The organism is Marinovum sedimenti, from assembly GCF_054052205.1.
In genome coordinates this window covers 3,411,808-3,428,036 of the sequence record NZ_CM133223.1, presented here as the reverse complement: position 1 = coordinate 3,428,036, position 16,229 = coordinate 3,411,808, and the positions used below count along the sequence as shown (strand labels likewise).

General features: G+C 62.0%; 14 protein-coding genes. 2 read left to right on the top strand and 12 right to left on the bottom strand.

Features of this window, described 5'->3' with window-relative positions; translation table 11 throughout:
- Nucleotides 1-35: 35 nt before the first annotated feature.
- From ACW9UO_RS16365 to ACW9UO_RS16315, 11 genes are all read right to left on the bottom strand, one after another.
- Entirely contained in the window at nt 36-875 is an 840-nt protein-coding gene (locus tag ACW9UO_RS16365) for an outer membrane protein assembly factor BamD (RefSeq protein WP_457086830.1), read from the bottom strand.
- A gap of 213 nt (nt 876-1,088) precedes the next feature.
- Nucleotides 1,089-2,009 (bottom strand): UDP-3-O-acyl-N-acetylglucosamine deacetylase, encoded by a 921-nt coding sequence (gene lpxC / locus ACW9UO_RS16360; protein ID WP_457086829.1) that lies wholly within the window; start codon nt 2,007-2,009, stop codon nt 1,089-1,091.
- Between the two features lie 452 nt (nt 2,010-2,461).
- Nucleotides 2,462-4,048, bottom strand: a complete 1,587-nt coding sequence (gene ftsZ, locus ACW9UO_RS16355; protein WP_457086828.1) for a cell division protein FtsZ — start codon at nt 4,046-4,048, stop codon at nt 2,462-2,464.
- Between the two features lie 262 nt (nt 4,049-4,310).
- Nucleotides 4,311-5,642: a cell division protein FtsA gene (gene ftsA, locus ACW9UO_RS16350; RefSeq protein WP_457086827.1), complete on the bottom strand. Its 1,332-nt coding sequence runs from the start codon at nt 5,640-5,642 to the stop codon at nt 4,311-4,313.
- Nucleotides 5,639-6,610: a cell division protein FtsQ/DivIB gene (locus ACW9UO_RS16345; protein WP_457086826.1), complete on the bottom strand. Its 972-nt coding sequence runs from the start codon at nt 6,608-6,610 to the stop codon at nt 5,639-5,641. The genes ftsA and ACW9UO_RS16345 overlap by 4 nt, the downstream gene beginning before the upstream one ends.
- A complete protein-coding gene (locus tag ACW9UO_RS16340) occupies nt 6,598-7,512 on the bottom strand; it encodes a D-alanine--D-alanine ligase (protein WP_457086825.1) in 915 nt (304 codons plus the stop codon). The genes ACW9UO_RS16345 and ACW9UO_RS16340 overlap by 13 nt, the downstream gene beginning before the upstream one ends.
- A gap of 130 nt (nt 7,513-7,642) precedes the next feature.
- Complete coding sequence (gene murB / locus ACW9UO_RS16335) at nt 7,643-8,572, bottom strand: UDP-N-acetylmuramate dehydrogenase (protein ID WP_457086824.1); 930 nt, start codon at nt 8,570-8,572, stop codon at nt 7,643-7,645.
- Nucleotides 8,573-8,680: 108 nt separating this feature from the next.
- The gene (locus tag ACW9UO_RS16330) at nt 8,681-8,938 is read right to left on the bottom strand and encodes a DUF2484 family protein (RefSeq protein WP_457086823.1); all 258 of its coding nucleotides are present in this window, start codon (nt 8,936-8,938) and stop codon (nt 8,681-8,683) included.
- Entirely contained in the window at nt 8,935-10,341 is a 1,407-nt protein-coding gene (gene murC / locus ACW9UO_RS16325) for a UDP-N-acetylmuramate--L-alanine ligase (protein WP_457086822.1), read from the bottom strand. Before murC ends, ACW9UO_RS16330 begins: the two co-directional genes overlap by 4 nt.
- On the bottom strand, nt 10,338-11,462 hold the full coding sequence (locus ACW9UO_RS16320; protein WP_457086821.1) for a UDP-N-acetylglucosamine--N-acetylmuramyl-(pentapeptide) pyrophosphoryl-undecaprenol N-acetylglucosamine transferase: 1,125 nt from the start codon (nt 11,460-11,462) through the stop codon (nt 10,338-10,340). The genes murC and ACW9UO_RS16320 overlap by 4 nt, the downstream gene beginning before the upstream one ends.
- Nucleotides 11,463-11,502: 40 nt before the next feature.
- A complete protein-coding gene (locus ACW9UO_RS16315) occupies nt 11,503-12,669 on the bottom strand; it encodes a peptidoglycan glycosyltransferase FtsW (protein WP_457086820.1) in 1,167 nt (388 codons plus the stop codon).
- A gap of 302 nt (nt 12,670-12,971) precedes the next feature.
- Here ACW9UO_RS16315 and ACW9UO_RS16310 point away from each other — a divergent pair, with 302 nt between their 5' ends.
- Both ACW9UO_RS16310 and ACW9UO_RS16305 read left to right on the top strand, forming a co-directional pair.
- Nucleotides 12,972-14,156: a BaiN/RdsA family NAD(P)/FAD-dependent oxidoreductase gene (locus ACW9UO_RS16310; RefSeq protein WP_457086819.1), complete on the top strand. Its 1,185-nt coding sequence runs from the start codon at nt 12,972-12,974 to the stop codon at nt 14,154-14,156.
- Between the two features lie 70 nt (nt 14,157-14,226).
- Nucleotides 14,227-14,922, top strand: coding sequence for a hypothetical protein (locus ACW9UO_RS16305; RefSeq protein ID WP_457086818.1), 696 nt, complete (start codon nt 14,227-14,229; stop codon nt 14,920-14,922).
- Between the two features lie 116 nt (nt 14,923-15,038).
- Here the strand turns inward: ACW9UO_RS16305 and ACW9UO_RS16300 are convergent, their stop codons facing one another.
- On the bottom strand, nt 15,039-16,217 hold the full coding sequence (locus ACW9UO_RS16300) for a TIGR03032 family protein (RefSeq protein WP_457086817.1): 1,179 nt from the start codon (nt 16,215-16,217) through the stop codon (nt 15,039-15,041).
- Between the last annotated feature and the right edge of the window lie 12 nt (nt 16,218-16,229).

Here is a 16,229-nt window from a genome sequence, read left to right as displayed (position 1 = left end):
CGCTCCGTAGGGCGGGCAGGATGCCCATCGCCCCCTTACAGCCATTCACCCTTGATCATCTGACGGTAAACAGCACCGAGCCAGTTGTTTTCAAAGTATTTCGGCTCCAGCCCTTGGCCGGTAAGCAGACGATAGGTGTCTTCATACCATTCCGTGGACTGATAGTTATAACCAAGGATCGCCCCGGCGGTCTGGGCCTCTTCGGCGAGACCAAGCAACAGGTAGCTTTCCACCAAACGGTGCAGCGCCTCGGCGGTGTGGGTCGTGGTTTGGAAATCTTCCACCACCACGCGGAACCGATTGATCGCTGATGTGTAGTGTTTGCGCTTGAGATAATAGCGCCCGATTTCCATTTCCTTGCCCGCAAGATGATCGAAGGCGAGGTCAAATTTCAGAATGGCCGAGCGGGCATATTCGCTGTCAGGATAGCGCTCGATCACCGTGCGCAAGGCCTGCAACGCCTGAAAGGTAAGCCCTTGATCGCGGCCAACTTCGTCGATCTGATCATAGTAGCTCAGCGCCAAGAGATACTGCGCATAGGCCGCATCGTCATCCGCCGGATAGAAATCGACAAACCGCTGCGCCACGGCGCGCGCCTCTTCGTATTCCTTGTCTCTGTGGTGGGCAAAGGCCTGCATGATCAGCGCGCGTTTGGCCCATTCGGAATAGGGATAAAGCCGCTCGATCTCGGAAAAGAACTGCGCCGCTTCGCCATATTGCTTGCGCTCAAGCTCGTATTCGCCGCGTTCGAAAATCTGTTCTGCCGTATAGGATTCAATCGGGGTGTTGCCGAATCCGATATTGCCACGGGAATTGAGGAACGTGCCTCCGTTGCATGCGGACAAAGCCACACTGGCGGCCACTGCCAACATCATGGCCCGCGATGTCCTGCCTCTCAGCGGTCTGTCGCCCGTCATGCCTGTTTCGTCCTCACCCAAAGTCCCGGTTTGTTTTCCGCCAGTGTGCGGTTCCGGTTGCGCCACGCCTTAACACAAAGCTACCAACCTCTTAAAGGGCATACGACACATCTCGCGCGATGGAAACGCCGCCATGGCGTAACGCCCTCAAAAAGCGGGAAAGCGCGGATTTCAGGCCACGGCGGGAACGTCGTGCGGCATCACGCCAACGCCCGGAAGGCGCGCGGCTTCGATGTCATCGCATTCGACGATGCGCACGGCACCCGGCGTGTTGAACAGCGCGTGCAGCAGCATGTTGGTCATCGAGTGACCTGCGCGAAAGCCGGTGTAGTGGCCAAGGATCGGGGCCCCTGCCAGCGCCAGATCTCCCAACGCATCCAGCATCTTGTGGCGCACCGGCTCGTCCGAGTGACGCATTCCGCCGGGGCTGAGCACCTGCGCGCCGTCAACCACAACTGCGTTGTCGAGCGTGCCACCCAGCGCCAGGCCGTTGGCGCGCATGTGATCCACGTCCGCCTTGCGGCAGAAGGTGCGGCTGTCGGACAGTTCGCGCACAAAGGTGCCGTTGGACAGCACAAGGCGCTTGTCCTGCGAGCCGATGGCGGCATCTTCGAAATCGATGTGGAACGACATGGTCATGGTCTCGGCCGGCGACAGGCTGGCCCAACCGCTGTCGGTTTCAACCGTGACGGTCTGTTCGACTTTAAAGGCCGCGACCGGCGTATCAAGACGGCGAATGCCGCGCGCCAGGATCGCATCGACAAACGGCGCAGCCGAGCCATCGAGGATCGGCACTTCGGGGCCGTTGATTTCAATCAGGGCGTTGTGAATGCCACAGCCCGCAAGCGCCGCCATCACATGTTCGATGGTGCTGACCTCAACACCGGCGCCATTTACGATCCGGGTGCAGAGCGGCGAGCGCTCGACAGCGTCCCAGCGGGCCGGGACCATCCGATCGCCAAAATGCAGGTCGGTGCGTTTGAACCAGATGCCGTAGCCCGCGGAGGCCGGGGAAATGAACATGCGCACAGGGCGGCCAGAGTGAAGGCCGACACCGTCGAAACGGACTTTCGATTTGATCGTTGCTTGCATGGTTCTATCCTCTCGGCTTCGTCTATTGCCCGTCTCGGGTCTTCGGCAGCGCAGTGGTTTGGGCGGGTTCTCTATTGCCGAACAAAGCCACTGCTCTCCGGCAACATCCCAGATTTAGGGCGTGCAGGCAGCGGGCTCAAATAACGTATTGCAACGCTATGAAACATACGCCGAAATCCATAGGCGATAACCCGCGTTAACTCCGTAAGCACCTGATTTCAATGCAATATGCACCACCCCTGGCGAATGGTCACAGGCCCAGATGTGACCGGTAACACCCCGATTTTTCGCCATCTCACGCGATTATGTCAGCAGGTTTCAGCAATCTTAGGCGCGCTCCCCTTGGGGAACCTTGCCCTTTTGCACTCTTTCGACCCGCGCCGAAGGCCCAAACCAGACATGCAAAAGGGCCCCCGAAAGGGCCCTTCGCAAAACGTGTTGATTATACTGGCTTAGTTCGCTTGGCGACGCAGGAAGGCGGGGATTTCGATCCGCTCTTGCTCGGGGTCTGCCTGCGGCTCCGGCGCGTGGCTGGCTGCGGGCGATTGCACCGGAGGCTGACGCCGCGACGGCTGGCCTTGGGCGCTTTCGTTGCCGTGGCCGGTCATACGACCGATCAGCGAGTTGATGCCAAAGCGGGGACGCTCGACTTCGGCTGGCTCGGCACGCGCGGCGGGCTCTTGCGGGATACCCCCACCGGCACGCTGGGCTGCGGCTTGAAGCCGGGCCAAAGCCTCGGGCGACGGGGTGCCGGGTGCAGGCGCTTTGGGCGCGACAAAGCCATGGGCCTCATCGTCTTCGTACTGCGCAGCGCGCGGCTCGAATTGCGGCACTTCCGGGCGGTAGGCGGGCGGCGGCAGATCGTCTTCGACAACCTCTTCCACCCGTTGCTCAAACCCTTCGAACAGCGAAGGCTCTTCGGCCTCGGCATAGTCATCCTGATAGGCTTCAACCGGCTCTTCGTGGCGCGCAACAACTTGCTGCTCTTCGGCAACTTCTGCAACAGGTGCAGGCACTTGCTTGAGCGGCTCGGCCAGCGAACGACGCGGAACCGGGATGTCGTGCTGAACGCCCGAAGCATCGATGCCGGTGGCAACAACGCTGACGCGCATCTGGCCACCCATCGCCTCATCCAGCGTCGAACCGACGATGATGTTGGCGTCTGCGTCGACTTCTTCGCGGATGCGGTTGGCGGCTTCGTCGAGTTCGAACAGCGTAAGATCGGTGCCGCCGGTGATGTTGATCAGAACACCCTTCGCGCCACGCAGCGAGATTTCGTCGAGCAGCGGGTTGGCAATCGCCTTCTCTGCCGCCTGGATCGCGCGATCTTCGCCATCGGCCTCGCCGGTGCCCATCATCGCCTTGCCCATTTCGTCCATCACGGCGCGAACATCGGCAAAGTCGAGGTTGATCAGGCCGGGACGCACCATCAAGTCGGTCACGCCTTTAACACCTTGATACAGCACGTCATCGGCCATCGAGAAGGCATCGGTAAAGGTGGTCTTTTCGTTCGCCAGCCGGAACAGGTTCTGGTTGGGGATGATGATCAGCGTATCAACGACCTTTTGCAGCGCTTCCACGCCGTCTTCGGCCTGTTTCATCCGCTTGCCGCCCTCAAACTGGAACGGCTTGGTCACGACGCCAACAGTCAGAACGCCAAGTTCCCGCGCGGCTTGCGCGATGATCGGGGCCGCACCGGTGCCGGTGCCGCCGCCCATACCCGCGGTGATAAAGCACATGTGTGCGCCCGCGAGGTGGTCAACGATCTCTTCGATGCTTTCCTCAGCGGCTGCTGCGCCGATCGAGGCCTTGGCGCCAGCGCCCAGTCCCTCGGTCACCTTCACACCCAGCTGAACCCGGCTGGGCGCATTGGATTGCGCCAGCGCCTGCGCATCGGTGTTGGCCACCACGAATTCAACGCCCTGAAGCGCCTTCTCGATCATGTTGTTGACGGCATTGCCGCCTGCACCACCGACGCCAAACACCGTAATGCGGGGCCGAAGATCATCATGTCCGGGTACTGAGAGGTTCAATGTCATAACTGTCCGCCTTGTTCGCCTGCTTGTTATGCCCTGCCCGGGCATTTTGCTGCCTATTACCCCCCATTATGAAGGAGTGATTCCAAGGCGTCACGTAAAAAACTCGAATTAACCGCAAAATCTAGGCAAAAAAACGCCTAATTCCTCCGGATGTCGGGGAATTGGCCAGATATGGCGGAACGCGAATGAATAGGACACAAGACGGCGCGAAAAACGGCCGACTTATCCCCAGAATCATCCACAAAATTAGGGTTTCAAAGCGCTACCAGTTGTCCCGGAACCATTTCACCGCACGTTTCAGCGACCGGGCGGGATAGCGATCGACCGGCAAGTCGAAGTCCCACCATTCGTCCTGGGGATGGGCGGCAAACAGGCACAGCCCAACCGCCGCAGAAAAGCCGGGGCCAGTGACCGCTTGCGGCAATCCATGGACCCGCAAAGGCCGGCCCAACCGCACCTGATGGCCCAGGATACGGCTCGCCAAAGCATCAAGGCCAGGGATCTGGCTGGCACCGCCGGTCAGCACGATTTGCTGGCTCGGCAGATGTTCAAAGCCCGCCGCATCCAGACGCACCCGCACCTCTTCGAGGATTTCTTCGACCCGCGGCCGCATGATCCCGATCAGTTCCGCGCGTGACGCAGTGCGACGGTCATGTTCCCAATCGCCGGTCTCGCCACCGATGCCAATCATTTCGCGGTCATCCATGCCGGTGGCCACAAGGCCGCCATGCACGGTTTTGATCCGCTCGGCCATCGACATTGGCACTTGCAGGCCCATCGAAATGTCCGAGGTCACGTGATCGCCGCCCATGCGCACCGCATCGGAATAAATCATGTGCTTTTTCATAAAAATGGAGATTCCGGTCGCGCCGCCCCCCATATCGATGCAGGCCGCACCGAGCTGTTGTTCGTCTTCGACCAGCGCCGCGATGCCGCCGACATAGGCCGAGCTTGCCAAACCGGCCAGTTCGAGATCGCAGCGTTTGACACAATGCGCGAGGTTCTGGATCGCCTGGGCATCGACCGTCAGCATGTGCATATCGGTGGACAGCGTGTTGCCGATCTGGCCGCGCGGATCATTCAGCCCCGAGCGATGATCGAGCGCAAAGTTCACCGGCTGGGCATGCAGCACTTCGCGCCCTGCCCCGAAGTCCGGCACATCACAGGCCGAGAGCACCCGCGCCACATCTTGTTCATCAACCGTCTGGCCCTGCACGTCAACTTCGCCCGCCAAGCCATAAGAGCGCGGCGAGGCCCCCGAGAAACACGCAATCACGTGATCCACCCGGATGCCGGCCATTTTCTGCGCCGATTGCAGCGCGGTGCGGATGGCGCGTTCGGTTTCGCCCATCGCCGCGATTTCGCCAAAGCGCACGCCGCGTGACCGCGTCGTTGCCGCGCCGATCACCCGAAAGCCGGATTGCCCGGCCAGCGATCCGACCCCGGCGTCCGTGACTTTATCGGTGCCATCAAAACGCAGGACGAGGCAGGCAATCTTTGCACTGCCCACATCCAAAATAGCCACCACGCCTCTTTGCATTGCCGCCTTGCGCATATTGCGCATGGCACGTTGCGATTCATACAGCTCAATCATCGTGCCTCAACTCCAAGCTCATTGGCTTTTATCCGTCGCAGTTCTTCGACTGCGTTTTCGTTCAGTCTTATTGTTGGCCGTCCCGGCATCCGCATGTCGACCACCGCAATATCGCGGTCCAGCATGCCGTTTGGCGTGATCGAATCCAGCGCCAGCACCCGCTCAAGCGCCGGGACCGGTTTGGTCGTCGGCAGTTGAATGCGCAGTCCGCGATCAAGCACCACGTCCCAGCGCCGATTGCCAATCCGTTCCAGCCCGCGCACCCGGCCAAGCAGCGGCCCCGCCGCGTTGATCAGCCGCAAAGCCTCGCCCACCGATGTGTCAGCGCCCATGCCTGCAATGACAGGAAGATCGCCCCGGCGGTCGCGGCTTTCCAGCGGCCCGACGCGAAAACCTTTGGCGTCGAGCAATTCCAACCCGAGATCAGACCGCCAAACCACCGCCGGCATCCGCTCGGTCACATTGACCTCAAGCACACCGCCCGGACGAATGCGCAGGTTGACCGCCTCTACCGCATCAAGCCCGCCAATGGTCTGGCGCATGTGATCAAGATCAAGGTGGAAGGATGAGACCGGGAACTCGACAGGCAGGATTTCGCGAATGTCTTCCGCGACTTCTTCGCCCGCGCCATCGACTTTCATCACCCGAACCATGAACTCTTCGCGCTGTTCAATGGCGTCGCGCATATCGGTCAGGGTCTGGTTAAACGCCTCGCGCCGGCCCTCATCCGAGAAATACGCCGTGGCAATCAAAAACGCCGCAAGCAGCGGCAAACCAATCCGAAGCCCCTGCCGAAACAGCGGCGTCAGCATCAGCCGTTGCATCCGGTAGGCCCAGCGCGACGGGGCCGGATCGGCCCGGGGGCGTGGCGGCGCCTTGGGCGCGGATTGCTCGGGTTCCGGGCCGCCATGGGCCGGATGATAGGCGCGGTGAACCCGGCCGCGTGGGGGCGCGCTCAGCGGTGACATGAGGCATCCTCCACCATCCAGGCGCAGAGTTTACCGAAATCCATACCGGTGTGAATCGCCTGCTCCGGCGCAAGCGACGTGGGGGTCATGCCGGGCTGGGTGTTGGTTTCCAGCAGGATCAACCCGTCAAGGCCACGCGCCTCATCCCAGCGAAAATCTGTGCGGCTCAGGCCCCGGCACCCCAGCGCCACATGCGCCCGCAGCGCATAATTGAGGCAGGCGTCGAAAATCTCTTGCGGCACATCGGCGGGCACCACATGGCGCGAGCCGCCCTCTTTGTACTTCGCGTCGTAATCATACCAGCCGGTGGTGAGGATATCCGTCACCGTCAGCGCGCGGTCGCCCATCACCGTGGTGGTCAACTCGCGCCCCGGCGCAAACGCCTCGACCATCACCAGATCGGGCATATCCTCGGCAAGCTGCGGCGGGCCGTTGTTCTCGGCCTCAACAAGGTAAACGCCAACTGACGACCCTTCGTTGTTGGGCTTTACCACATACGGCGGCGTCAACACATGGCGCGCGCGCACGTCATCGGCGGCGGCAATCACGCTGTCGACAACCGGCAAACCGGCGGCGCGGTACACGTCTTTTGATTTCTGTTTGTCCATCGCAAGCGCCGAAGAAAGCACGCCCGAATGGGTATAGGGCAACCCCATCCATTCCAGCAGGCCCTGCACGCAGCCATCTTCGCCCCAGCGGCCATGCAAGGCGTTGAACACGACGTTGGGCGCAGCTTTTTCCAGCTGCGCAGGCAGATCTGCCCCCGCGTCGATTTCAATCACTTCAAAGCCTTCGCCCCTGAGCGCCGCGGCGCATTCGCGCCCCGAAGACAGTGACACTTCGCGTTCAGCCGAAGGGCCACCCATCAACACCGCAACTCGGAAGCCTGCCCTGCTCGACATGCTCACTCGTGCCTCAACTTGTCTGGACCTGCCCGGTCCCTCGTTTGTTATCGAACCTGCCGGTTCGTTATTGTCGTGCCTGCCCTTTTGGGCCGCGCACTTTTTATGGCCGTTTTTCGGCCTTGGCGGATCAGGCTTTTTCGCCGACCCGCATAATTTCCCAGTGTAGCTCTATTCCGCTGTTTTGATAAACCCTTTTTCGCACTTCCTCGCCGAGAGATTCAAGATCCTCTGCTGTGGCGGCTCCGGTGTTGATCAGAAAGTTGGAATGTTTCTCGCTCATTTGTGCGCCGCCGATGGTCGCGCCGCGCATTCCTGCGTCGTCGATCACCTTCCAGGCCTTCAAATCATGGCTATCGTCGGCGCGCCCGGTGCTCGAAAAGCCCGCCGGGTTGCGAAAGGTGCTGCCCGCGGTGCGATCTTTGGTGGGTTGGGTGGCGTCGCGTTTGGCCAGTTGATCGGCCATTTTTTGCGCAAGTGCCTCTGCGTTGGCCGTTTCACCCTCGAAAATCGCCTGGGTGATCACCCAGCCGTCGGGCAAATCGGTTTGGCGGTAGCGGAAATTCAGGTCGGCGGCGGTGAGTGTCACCACCTCGCCCGCGCGCGTGACCGCCTGCGCTTTTATGAAATGATCCGCGACATAAGAGCCATAGCAGCCCGCGTTCATCCGTACCGCGCCGCCGATTGCGCCGGGAATGGTGCGCAGAAACGTAAGGTCAACACCCGCCTCGCCGGCTTTGCGCGCCACATGCGCGTCAAGCGCGGCGGCCCCTGCCGTGACCCGATTGCCCTCAACCGTGATGCCGTTAAAGCCGCGCCCCATGCGGATCACCACCGCACGCAGCCCGCCATCGCGCACAATCAGGTTAGAGCCGACGCCCATCGGAAAGACCGCCACATCCTGTGGCAAAGCCCGCAGAAAATCCGCAAGATCTTCGGTATCGGCGGGCTGAAACAGCCAATCGGCAGGCCCGCCAACGCGCAGCCATGTCAGATCGGCCAGCGCCCGGCCTTGCGTCAACCGCCCACGCACCTGTGGCATCTCTGTCTGATCGCTCATCGCCTGCCCCGCTTGGAATTTGCTCCGTCATACGGCGGAATTGTGGCGGCGAAAAGGGCTGATCCGCCCAAGGCGCACGCCGTTCCCAAACAGCGACCTAAGGTCAGTTTACTGCGCCTCTTGCCCTACTTGCCGTCGCATCCAGCGGCTGAGGTAGATCACCGGCCAGCGCAGCACGCTCATGCCTGCGGCCAGCACAAAAAGGCCGACCCAAGGGCCATTTTCAAACGTCACATAGCCCAGCAACGGCACCCCCAGCGCGATCAGCACATAGGCCCGCCGCCAGTGATTGTCGTTCGACGGCATGGCGGCCAGCACATTCGCCGCAAGGGCCCAAAGACAGGCGAGAGTGAGGGAAAGTGTCATGCGTCACCTTTCAGCCGGTCTGGCAAGCTGTTGGCCCACGCACTGATCGTGCCTGCGCCAAGACATACAACAATATCGCCCGGACCTGCGTTTTCGCGCACGAACTCGGGCAAATCCTCTTCCCCCACCAGCGCAAAGGCATGGCGGTGGCCATGACGGCGCAAGCCCGCGACAAGATCATCGCGCGAGGCTCCGGCAATCGGCTCTTCTCCGGCGGAAAAGACATCGGCAATCGCCACCACGTCCGCCTCTTTGAAGCAGGCGCAGAAATCTTCGAACAGGTCCGACAGCCGCGAATAGCGGTGCGGTTGGTGCACGGCAATCACCCGCCCCTCGCTGGCCTGACGTGCCGCGCGCAAGACGGCAGCAATCTCAACCGGGTGATGGCCGTAATCATCAATGATGGTCACACCGTCAACTTCGCCGACTTTCGTAAACCGCCGGTTAACGCCACCAAAATTTCCCAGCGCCTCGCGGATTTCTTCGGTCTTCATGCCAAGATGACGGCACACCGCCACAGCACTTAAGGCATTAGAAACGTTGTGATCTCCGGGCATCGGCAGGGCGCAATCTTCGATCATAAGACCTTCGGACTGAAGCGCGATGTCAAACTTCGCCACGCCGCCCACGTAATGCAGGTTGATCGCCCGCACATCGGCTTGCGAGTTGAACCCATAGGTCACGATCCGCCGGTCAGTGACCTTGCCCACCAGCCGCTGCACCTCTTCATGATCAGTGCAGCACACCGCGAGGCCGTAAAACGGAATGTTCGAGACGAAATCCAGAAACCCCTGCCGCAGCCGATCAAAATCGCCCCAATGCTCCATATGCTCGGGGTCGATATTGGTGACCACGCCGATGGTGGCCGGCAGGCGGTTGAAGGTGCCGTCGCTCTCGTCAGCCTCGACCACCATCCACTCGCCCTGCCCCATCCGGGCGTTCGAGCCATAGGCATGGATGATGCCGCCGTTCACCACCGTCGGGTCAAAGCCCCCGGCGACCATCAGCTCGGCCATCATCGTGGTGGTCGTGGTCTTGCCGTGGGTGCCGGCAATCGCGATGTTGGATTTGAGCCGCATCAGCTCGGCGAGCATCTCGGCGCGGCGCACCACGGGAAGGCCGCGCGCACGCGCCTCGTCAAGCTCGGCATTGCCCGGTTTGATCGCGGAAGAGATCACGACAACCTCGGCATTCTCAAGGTTATCAGCGCTTTGGCCGACAAACACCCGCGCGCCCAATCCTTCGAGCCGTTCGGTGATCTTCGAGCCTTTCAGATCGCTGCCCTGCACCTGATAGCCAAGATTCAGCAGCACCTCAGCGATGCCCGACATACCAATGCCGCCGATACCGACGAAATGGATCGGCCCGACATCGGTGGGCAATTTGGTGGCAGAGGCGTTCATGCAGGGTCCTTTTCGGTATGAGGGAGGTCGCCGTCGGCCAAAGCCTCGACCAGCGTGGCCAGTTCCGTAGCGGCTTGGGGTTTGCCCAGTTTCAGCGCCGCCTGTGACATATGCAGCGCATCGTCGGGTTGGCTCAGCGCCTCGAGGATGGCAGTGGTCAGCGGCTCGACGTGAAGATCGGATTCAGGGATAACACAGGCCGCGCCGGTCTCGGCCAGACCACGGGCATTGGCGGTCTGGTGGTCGCCGGTCGCCGCCGCATATGGCACGAGGATCGCAGGGCGGCCAATCACCGTAAGGTCGGCAATCGAACTGGCCCCGGCGCGGCTGATCACCAACTGCGCTTCGGTCATCCGGCGGGGCACGTCGTGGAAAAACGGTTGTACGTCGGCGTCAATATTATGGGTCTGATAGAAGGCGGCCACGCGGTCGTGGTCTTCGCCGCGCGCCTGATGGCTGACGCGGATGTTTTCCAGCACGTTCATCGGCAAGGCGGCAATCGCCGGCGGCACCACATCCGACAGGATGCGCGCGCCTTGGCTGCCGCCCATCACGAGGATCGACATCGGGTAATCGCCGGGCGGAATATAGCTCGCCCCCGCACGTTCCAGGATCGCGGCGCGCACCGGATTGCCGGTATGAACGCCTGTGACGCCTTCGGGCAGATCGGTGGGCCATGTGCCACAGGCCATCGCATCAACGCGTTTGGCAAAGACTTTGTTGACCTTGCCGAGCACGCCGTTCTGTTCGTGGATCATCCGCGGCCTGCGCAACAAAAACGCCGCCGACAGTGCCGGGATCGAGGGATACCCGCCAAAGCCCACCACGACATCGGGTTTGTCACGCATCATGCCCAATGCGGCCTTAAGAATGCCGCTTGTGATCCGCAGCGGCACCAGCGCCTTGGCCAACACGCCGCCACGGGCAAAGGTGGCCGAGGGGATCTGGTCGATCTCGACCGTGTGGGGAAAGCCTTGGGTATAGCGCGCGCCGCGGGCGTCGGTGGACAGCTTGACCCGCCAACCGCGCGCCAACATCTCTTCGGCCAGCGACTGCGCCGGGAACATATGCCCGCCGGTGCCGCCCGCCGCGATGATCAGGAGCTTTTGCGAGGCGGTCATGTGCGGGCCTCCGCTCCGGCGTTATGCCCGGTTGGCAAAATCACCGCACGCGTCCCCGCAGGATGTCACCGATCTCGCCTTGAGGTCGGGTGCGGGTGAAGGACAGCAACATGCCAACGGCAATGCCGGTGGCAATCAAGGATGAGCCGCCATAGCTCACGAAGGGCAAGGTCATGCCCTTGGCGGGCAAAAGCCGCACCGCAACGCCCATATTGATCATCGCCTGAACGGCAAACATGCAGGCCAGGCCGGTGCCGGCAAGCCGGATAAATGGATCGCGTTCCCGCATCAGCCGCACCAGCGACGAAATCACCACACCCGCATAAAGCGCGATGATCGCGAGGACCAGGATCAGGCCGTATTCCTCGGCCGCGACCGCAATGATGAAATCGGTGTGCGCATCAGGCAGTGACCATTTCACCTGCCCCTCGCCGACGCCGACGCCCAGAAAGCCGCCTTCGCGGATCGCGTTGGTGGCATAGCCCAGCTGGGTGGTGGGATCGACATCCGCCGTCAGAAAGCCATCGATGCGGCGGGCGAAATGCTCGGAATTGCTATAGGCGATGGTGCCCGCAAGAACCACGCCGCCCGCGACGCAGGCCAACAGTAGCATCGGCGCGCCGGCGACGAAATACATCACGCCCCAGCCAAACAGCACTAGACAGGCTTGGCCAAAGTCAGGCTGCAGCGCCAGCATCAACACGATCGAAACGCACAGGCCAAAGGACCAGGCGCGCCCCGGAGGGCCATTGATTTCCTGATTGGCGGCCATCATCCAGGCCGCGACCACGACAAATCCGGGCTTGAGGAATTCCGAAGGTTGCACGCTGGCAAAGCCCAGCGAATACCAGCGCACCGCGCCTTTGCCAAAGTCGGTGCCAAAAACCGGCAGGAACGCCAGCGCCACAAAGGACAGGCCAAAGCCGATCACCGCAAGGCGGCGCACCACAACGGGCGACAGCATCGAGGTCAGCATCATCGCAACAAGCGCCGCGCCGCCGAAAATTGCTTGCCGCGAAACATAATGAAAGGGTTCGAAACCGTTCTTCGCCGCGAGGGGCGGTGATGCGGCAAGCCCCAGCAGGATGCCAATCGCGAAGAGCGTGAGGATGAACGACATCGACATCTTGTCGATGGTGCGCCACCATTTCGGAAGTACCGGCTCGACGTCCCTCACGGGAGTCGTGCCATAGACCATTTCAGTCATGGGAACCTGCCACTCAATCTGCCTCAAACGTCCCGTTTATCGGGATCTGGTGAAAAGTTTATCGCAAGTGGCGCAATAAGGCTAGGAAAAACCGGCGTTTGCAGCGACGGGTTATGGCCCCCTCGATCGACGCGCACCCGATCCATTGATGGATCGGTCCCGATCTGTTGACAGATCGGCTTTCCTCCCACACCTCGCAGAACCCCGATCCATCAATGGATCGGCACTGATCTGTCAACAGATCAGCCCCCGCCCCAACGCAAGTCTTGCCTTTCGCCGCAATTGCGGGCAACGCGGGGCGCATGGATATCACCACTCTTATACTGGGGGCCGGCGCGGCTGGCATGATGTGCGCCGCGCACGCGGGCCCCGGCACTCTGGTCATCGACCACGCCAAAAACCCCGGCGAAAAGATCCGCATCTCCGGTGGCGGCCGTTGCAACTTCACTAATCTGCACGCAGGCCCGGGCAACTTCCTTTCCGACAACCCGCATTTCTGCAAATCGGCGCTGAAACGCTACACCCAGTGGGATTTCATCGCTCAGGTCGACCGGTACGGCATTGCCTGGCACGAAAAGACCCTCGGCCAATTGTTCTGCGACGGCAAATCCACCCAGATCGTCGCCATGCTGGTGGCTGAAATGCGCGCCGCCGGGGCCGATCTCTGGCTGCAAACCAGCCTGACTGACCTGCGCCATGACGGCAGCCGTTTCCACGCCACGCTCGAGCGCGACGGCACCCGCCACGCAGTTTCGGCGCGCAATGTCGTTCTCGCCACCGGCGGGAAATCGATCCCCAAGATGGGCGCGACCGGCCTCGCCTATGACATCGCCCGCCAGTTCGGCCTTGAACTGACCGAAACCCGCCCGGCGCTTGTGCCGCTCACCTTCAACGACCAGCGGTTTGCGCCCCTCTCCGGCGTCTCCCTGCCCTCGACCGCGCGCGCCAACGGCACCGCTTTTGACGAGGCGCTGCTGTTCACCCATCGCGGCCTGTCTGGCCCGGCGATCCTGCAAATCTCCTCGTACTGGCGCGAGGGCGAGGAGATTTCGCTGCGCCTCGCCCCCGCTTCGCTTTACGAAGACCTGCGCGCGGCGCGCCAGTCCGCCGGCCGGGTCAACCTCACCACCGCGCTGGCGCGTCACCTGCCGTCGCGGCTGGTTGATCACTTGGCCGCCACCCTCGACCTGTCTGGCAATCTGGCCGACCAATCCGACACCCGCCTGCGCGCGCTCTGCGATGGGCTCGCCGATTGGCGCCAAAAACCCAGCGGCACCGAAGGCTATCGCACCGCCGAAGTCACCCTGGGCGGCATCGACACCGGCGGGCTCAATTCGCGCGACATGCAGGCCAAATCCCTGCCTGGCCTCTATGCCATCGGTGAGGCGGTCGATGTGACGGGCTGGCTTGGCGGCTTCAATTTCCAGTGGGCCTGGGCCTCGGGCCATGCGGCGGGCACGGCCATCGCGGCACACTCTCGCGGGTGACGCCGCCCCAACACATTTACAAAACCGCCGCAAAGCCCTTACATATCCGTCACCTTTAACGGAGAGCCGGATGGCCCCTATCGAATATCCCCCGTTCCGGCCGTCCAACCTGTTTCGGACGCTCGAAGCCAAGGTGCCGCAGAAGTTTGCGCGCGATCTGCTCAACCGCTTTCGCTTTCGCGACAACGCGCCGCTGAGCGATGAGGTGCTGTTTGTGCCGCTCAAGGATGTGCACGCCGCCTATGCCCCCGACCCCAAGCGCGGCGCACCGGAATTTCGCCGCCGCCACAGTGGGTTGGTGCGGGGCGGCGACTGGGATCAATCTTTCGGACCCATCACGGACTCGCCCAAGTACCTCGCCTGCCACGCCCATTTCGTGAACGGCGTGCCGTGGGAGGACACCGGTCTGTTCGAGCGTCACTTCGAGACCATCGCCAAGAAAGGCCAGTCCGATGGCTGCCGCACGCTCGACGATCTAAAGCGCCGGTACGCCGGGGTGGATGCGCTCTACGAAGAGGTCAGCCGCACCCGCAGACTGCGCCCGCGCAGCGATTTGCCCGGCTACTTTCGGCGCGAACACGGCGGCATTTTTGTTCACATCGATCGCGATGGCCGCGCCCTGCGACGGGGCGGCGGCGAACACCGCTTCTCTATCGCGCGTATCCTCGAGTTGCCCGAAATCCCGGTCCAGCCCGGCGTGATCCACGTCGACGCCGTGCTTGCCGGTCACCTTGAACGGCTGCGCAAGTCGATGCATGACAGCTAACAACACGCCGCCCCGTCTCTAAGCCCTTCTTCTGTTTAAAAATACCTCAGGGGTGAGGCCGCAGGCCGAGGGGGCAGCGCCCCCTGCTTTTTCCCGGCCCCACCTAACGCGCGCGGTCAGTACGTCACCAGATTTCGCAACTCCGGTGAGGCAAACCCTAGCAGCATCGGACAGACCGCACCGGGCAGAACAGCCACGTCATACAGCTCACTCACCGCGCCATCGATGCGGAACCACTCGGCCACGCTCTTTTTGGCCAGATTAATGACCTGCACGCCACACCAAGGCGCGCTGTCGGACTTCGCTAATCTGGCATCAAGTCCAAGCCCCTCGAACCTTTTATAGCGCGGCTTGGACAGGCCAACAAACGCATGGCCGTCCCTAAGAGCCAGACCGCGTAGAAATCCGGGGCAGAAGATCTGCGGCTGGAATCCAAGCTCCGGCGCGGAGGGGTCGAAATACCCCAGCTCCCCCTCGCCGGAATTCAACAGCCAGACCTTGCCATTGTGCACCCGCGGCGAATGCGGCATCGAAAGACCCTCGCAGACGATCTCGTTTCGTGCCACGTCGATCAGCACGCCGCCATCCGACCGGCGATCGCGCCAGCCATCTATCGTATCGGATTTGCTGACCGCGGTCACATAAGCGGGCGCGCCGTCGGCCATCGCCATCCCGTTCAGGTGGCACCGGTCCTCCGAAACAAGGGCCGAGACGAAGGAGGGCCGCCAATACTCTTCGAAGGAATGCACCGGATGCGGCGTGGCAAGGCAGTTGAACCGGGTATTGACGAACACCGGGCGACCGTCGGTCAGCCGCCCGACATCATGTGCATCAAGTACACCGGTGACATGCGACTGGCGCGGCACATAGACCTTCTCAAACACCTCCTCGGCGCGTTCCTTTTCGCGCAGCACATTGCGGAATTCGAGGATCTGGAACTGCGTCGCCAGAAGAAACCCGTCGTCGCCACCGCTGATCCCCATCGCCTTTTGGAAATACTGCTCGTTCACCATCAGCCCGCCGCGCGGATTTCGCCCCAAAAGGTAGACGCGCCCCGATTGATAGGAACTGATGGCGACCGACAGATTGAGGCGGTTGAGCAGCCCGACAAAGCCGGGCGACATCGAATAGCTGACGGCGGGTTTGGCCGGAGCGGCCGGGGCGGCCGGGGTGGCCGGAGCGGCTCCCGCCTTGACCTGAGCCACAGCCGCACCGGCGTCGGTGGCCGGTTGTTCGTTTGGGGTTTCATCGGCTTGCATAACGTCAGTCCGGCGGTACTGTGTGTGTGCGTCCATCTGGGGTATCCT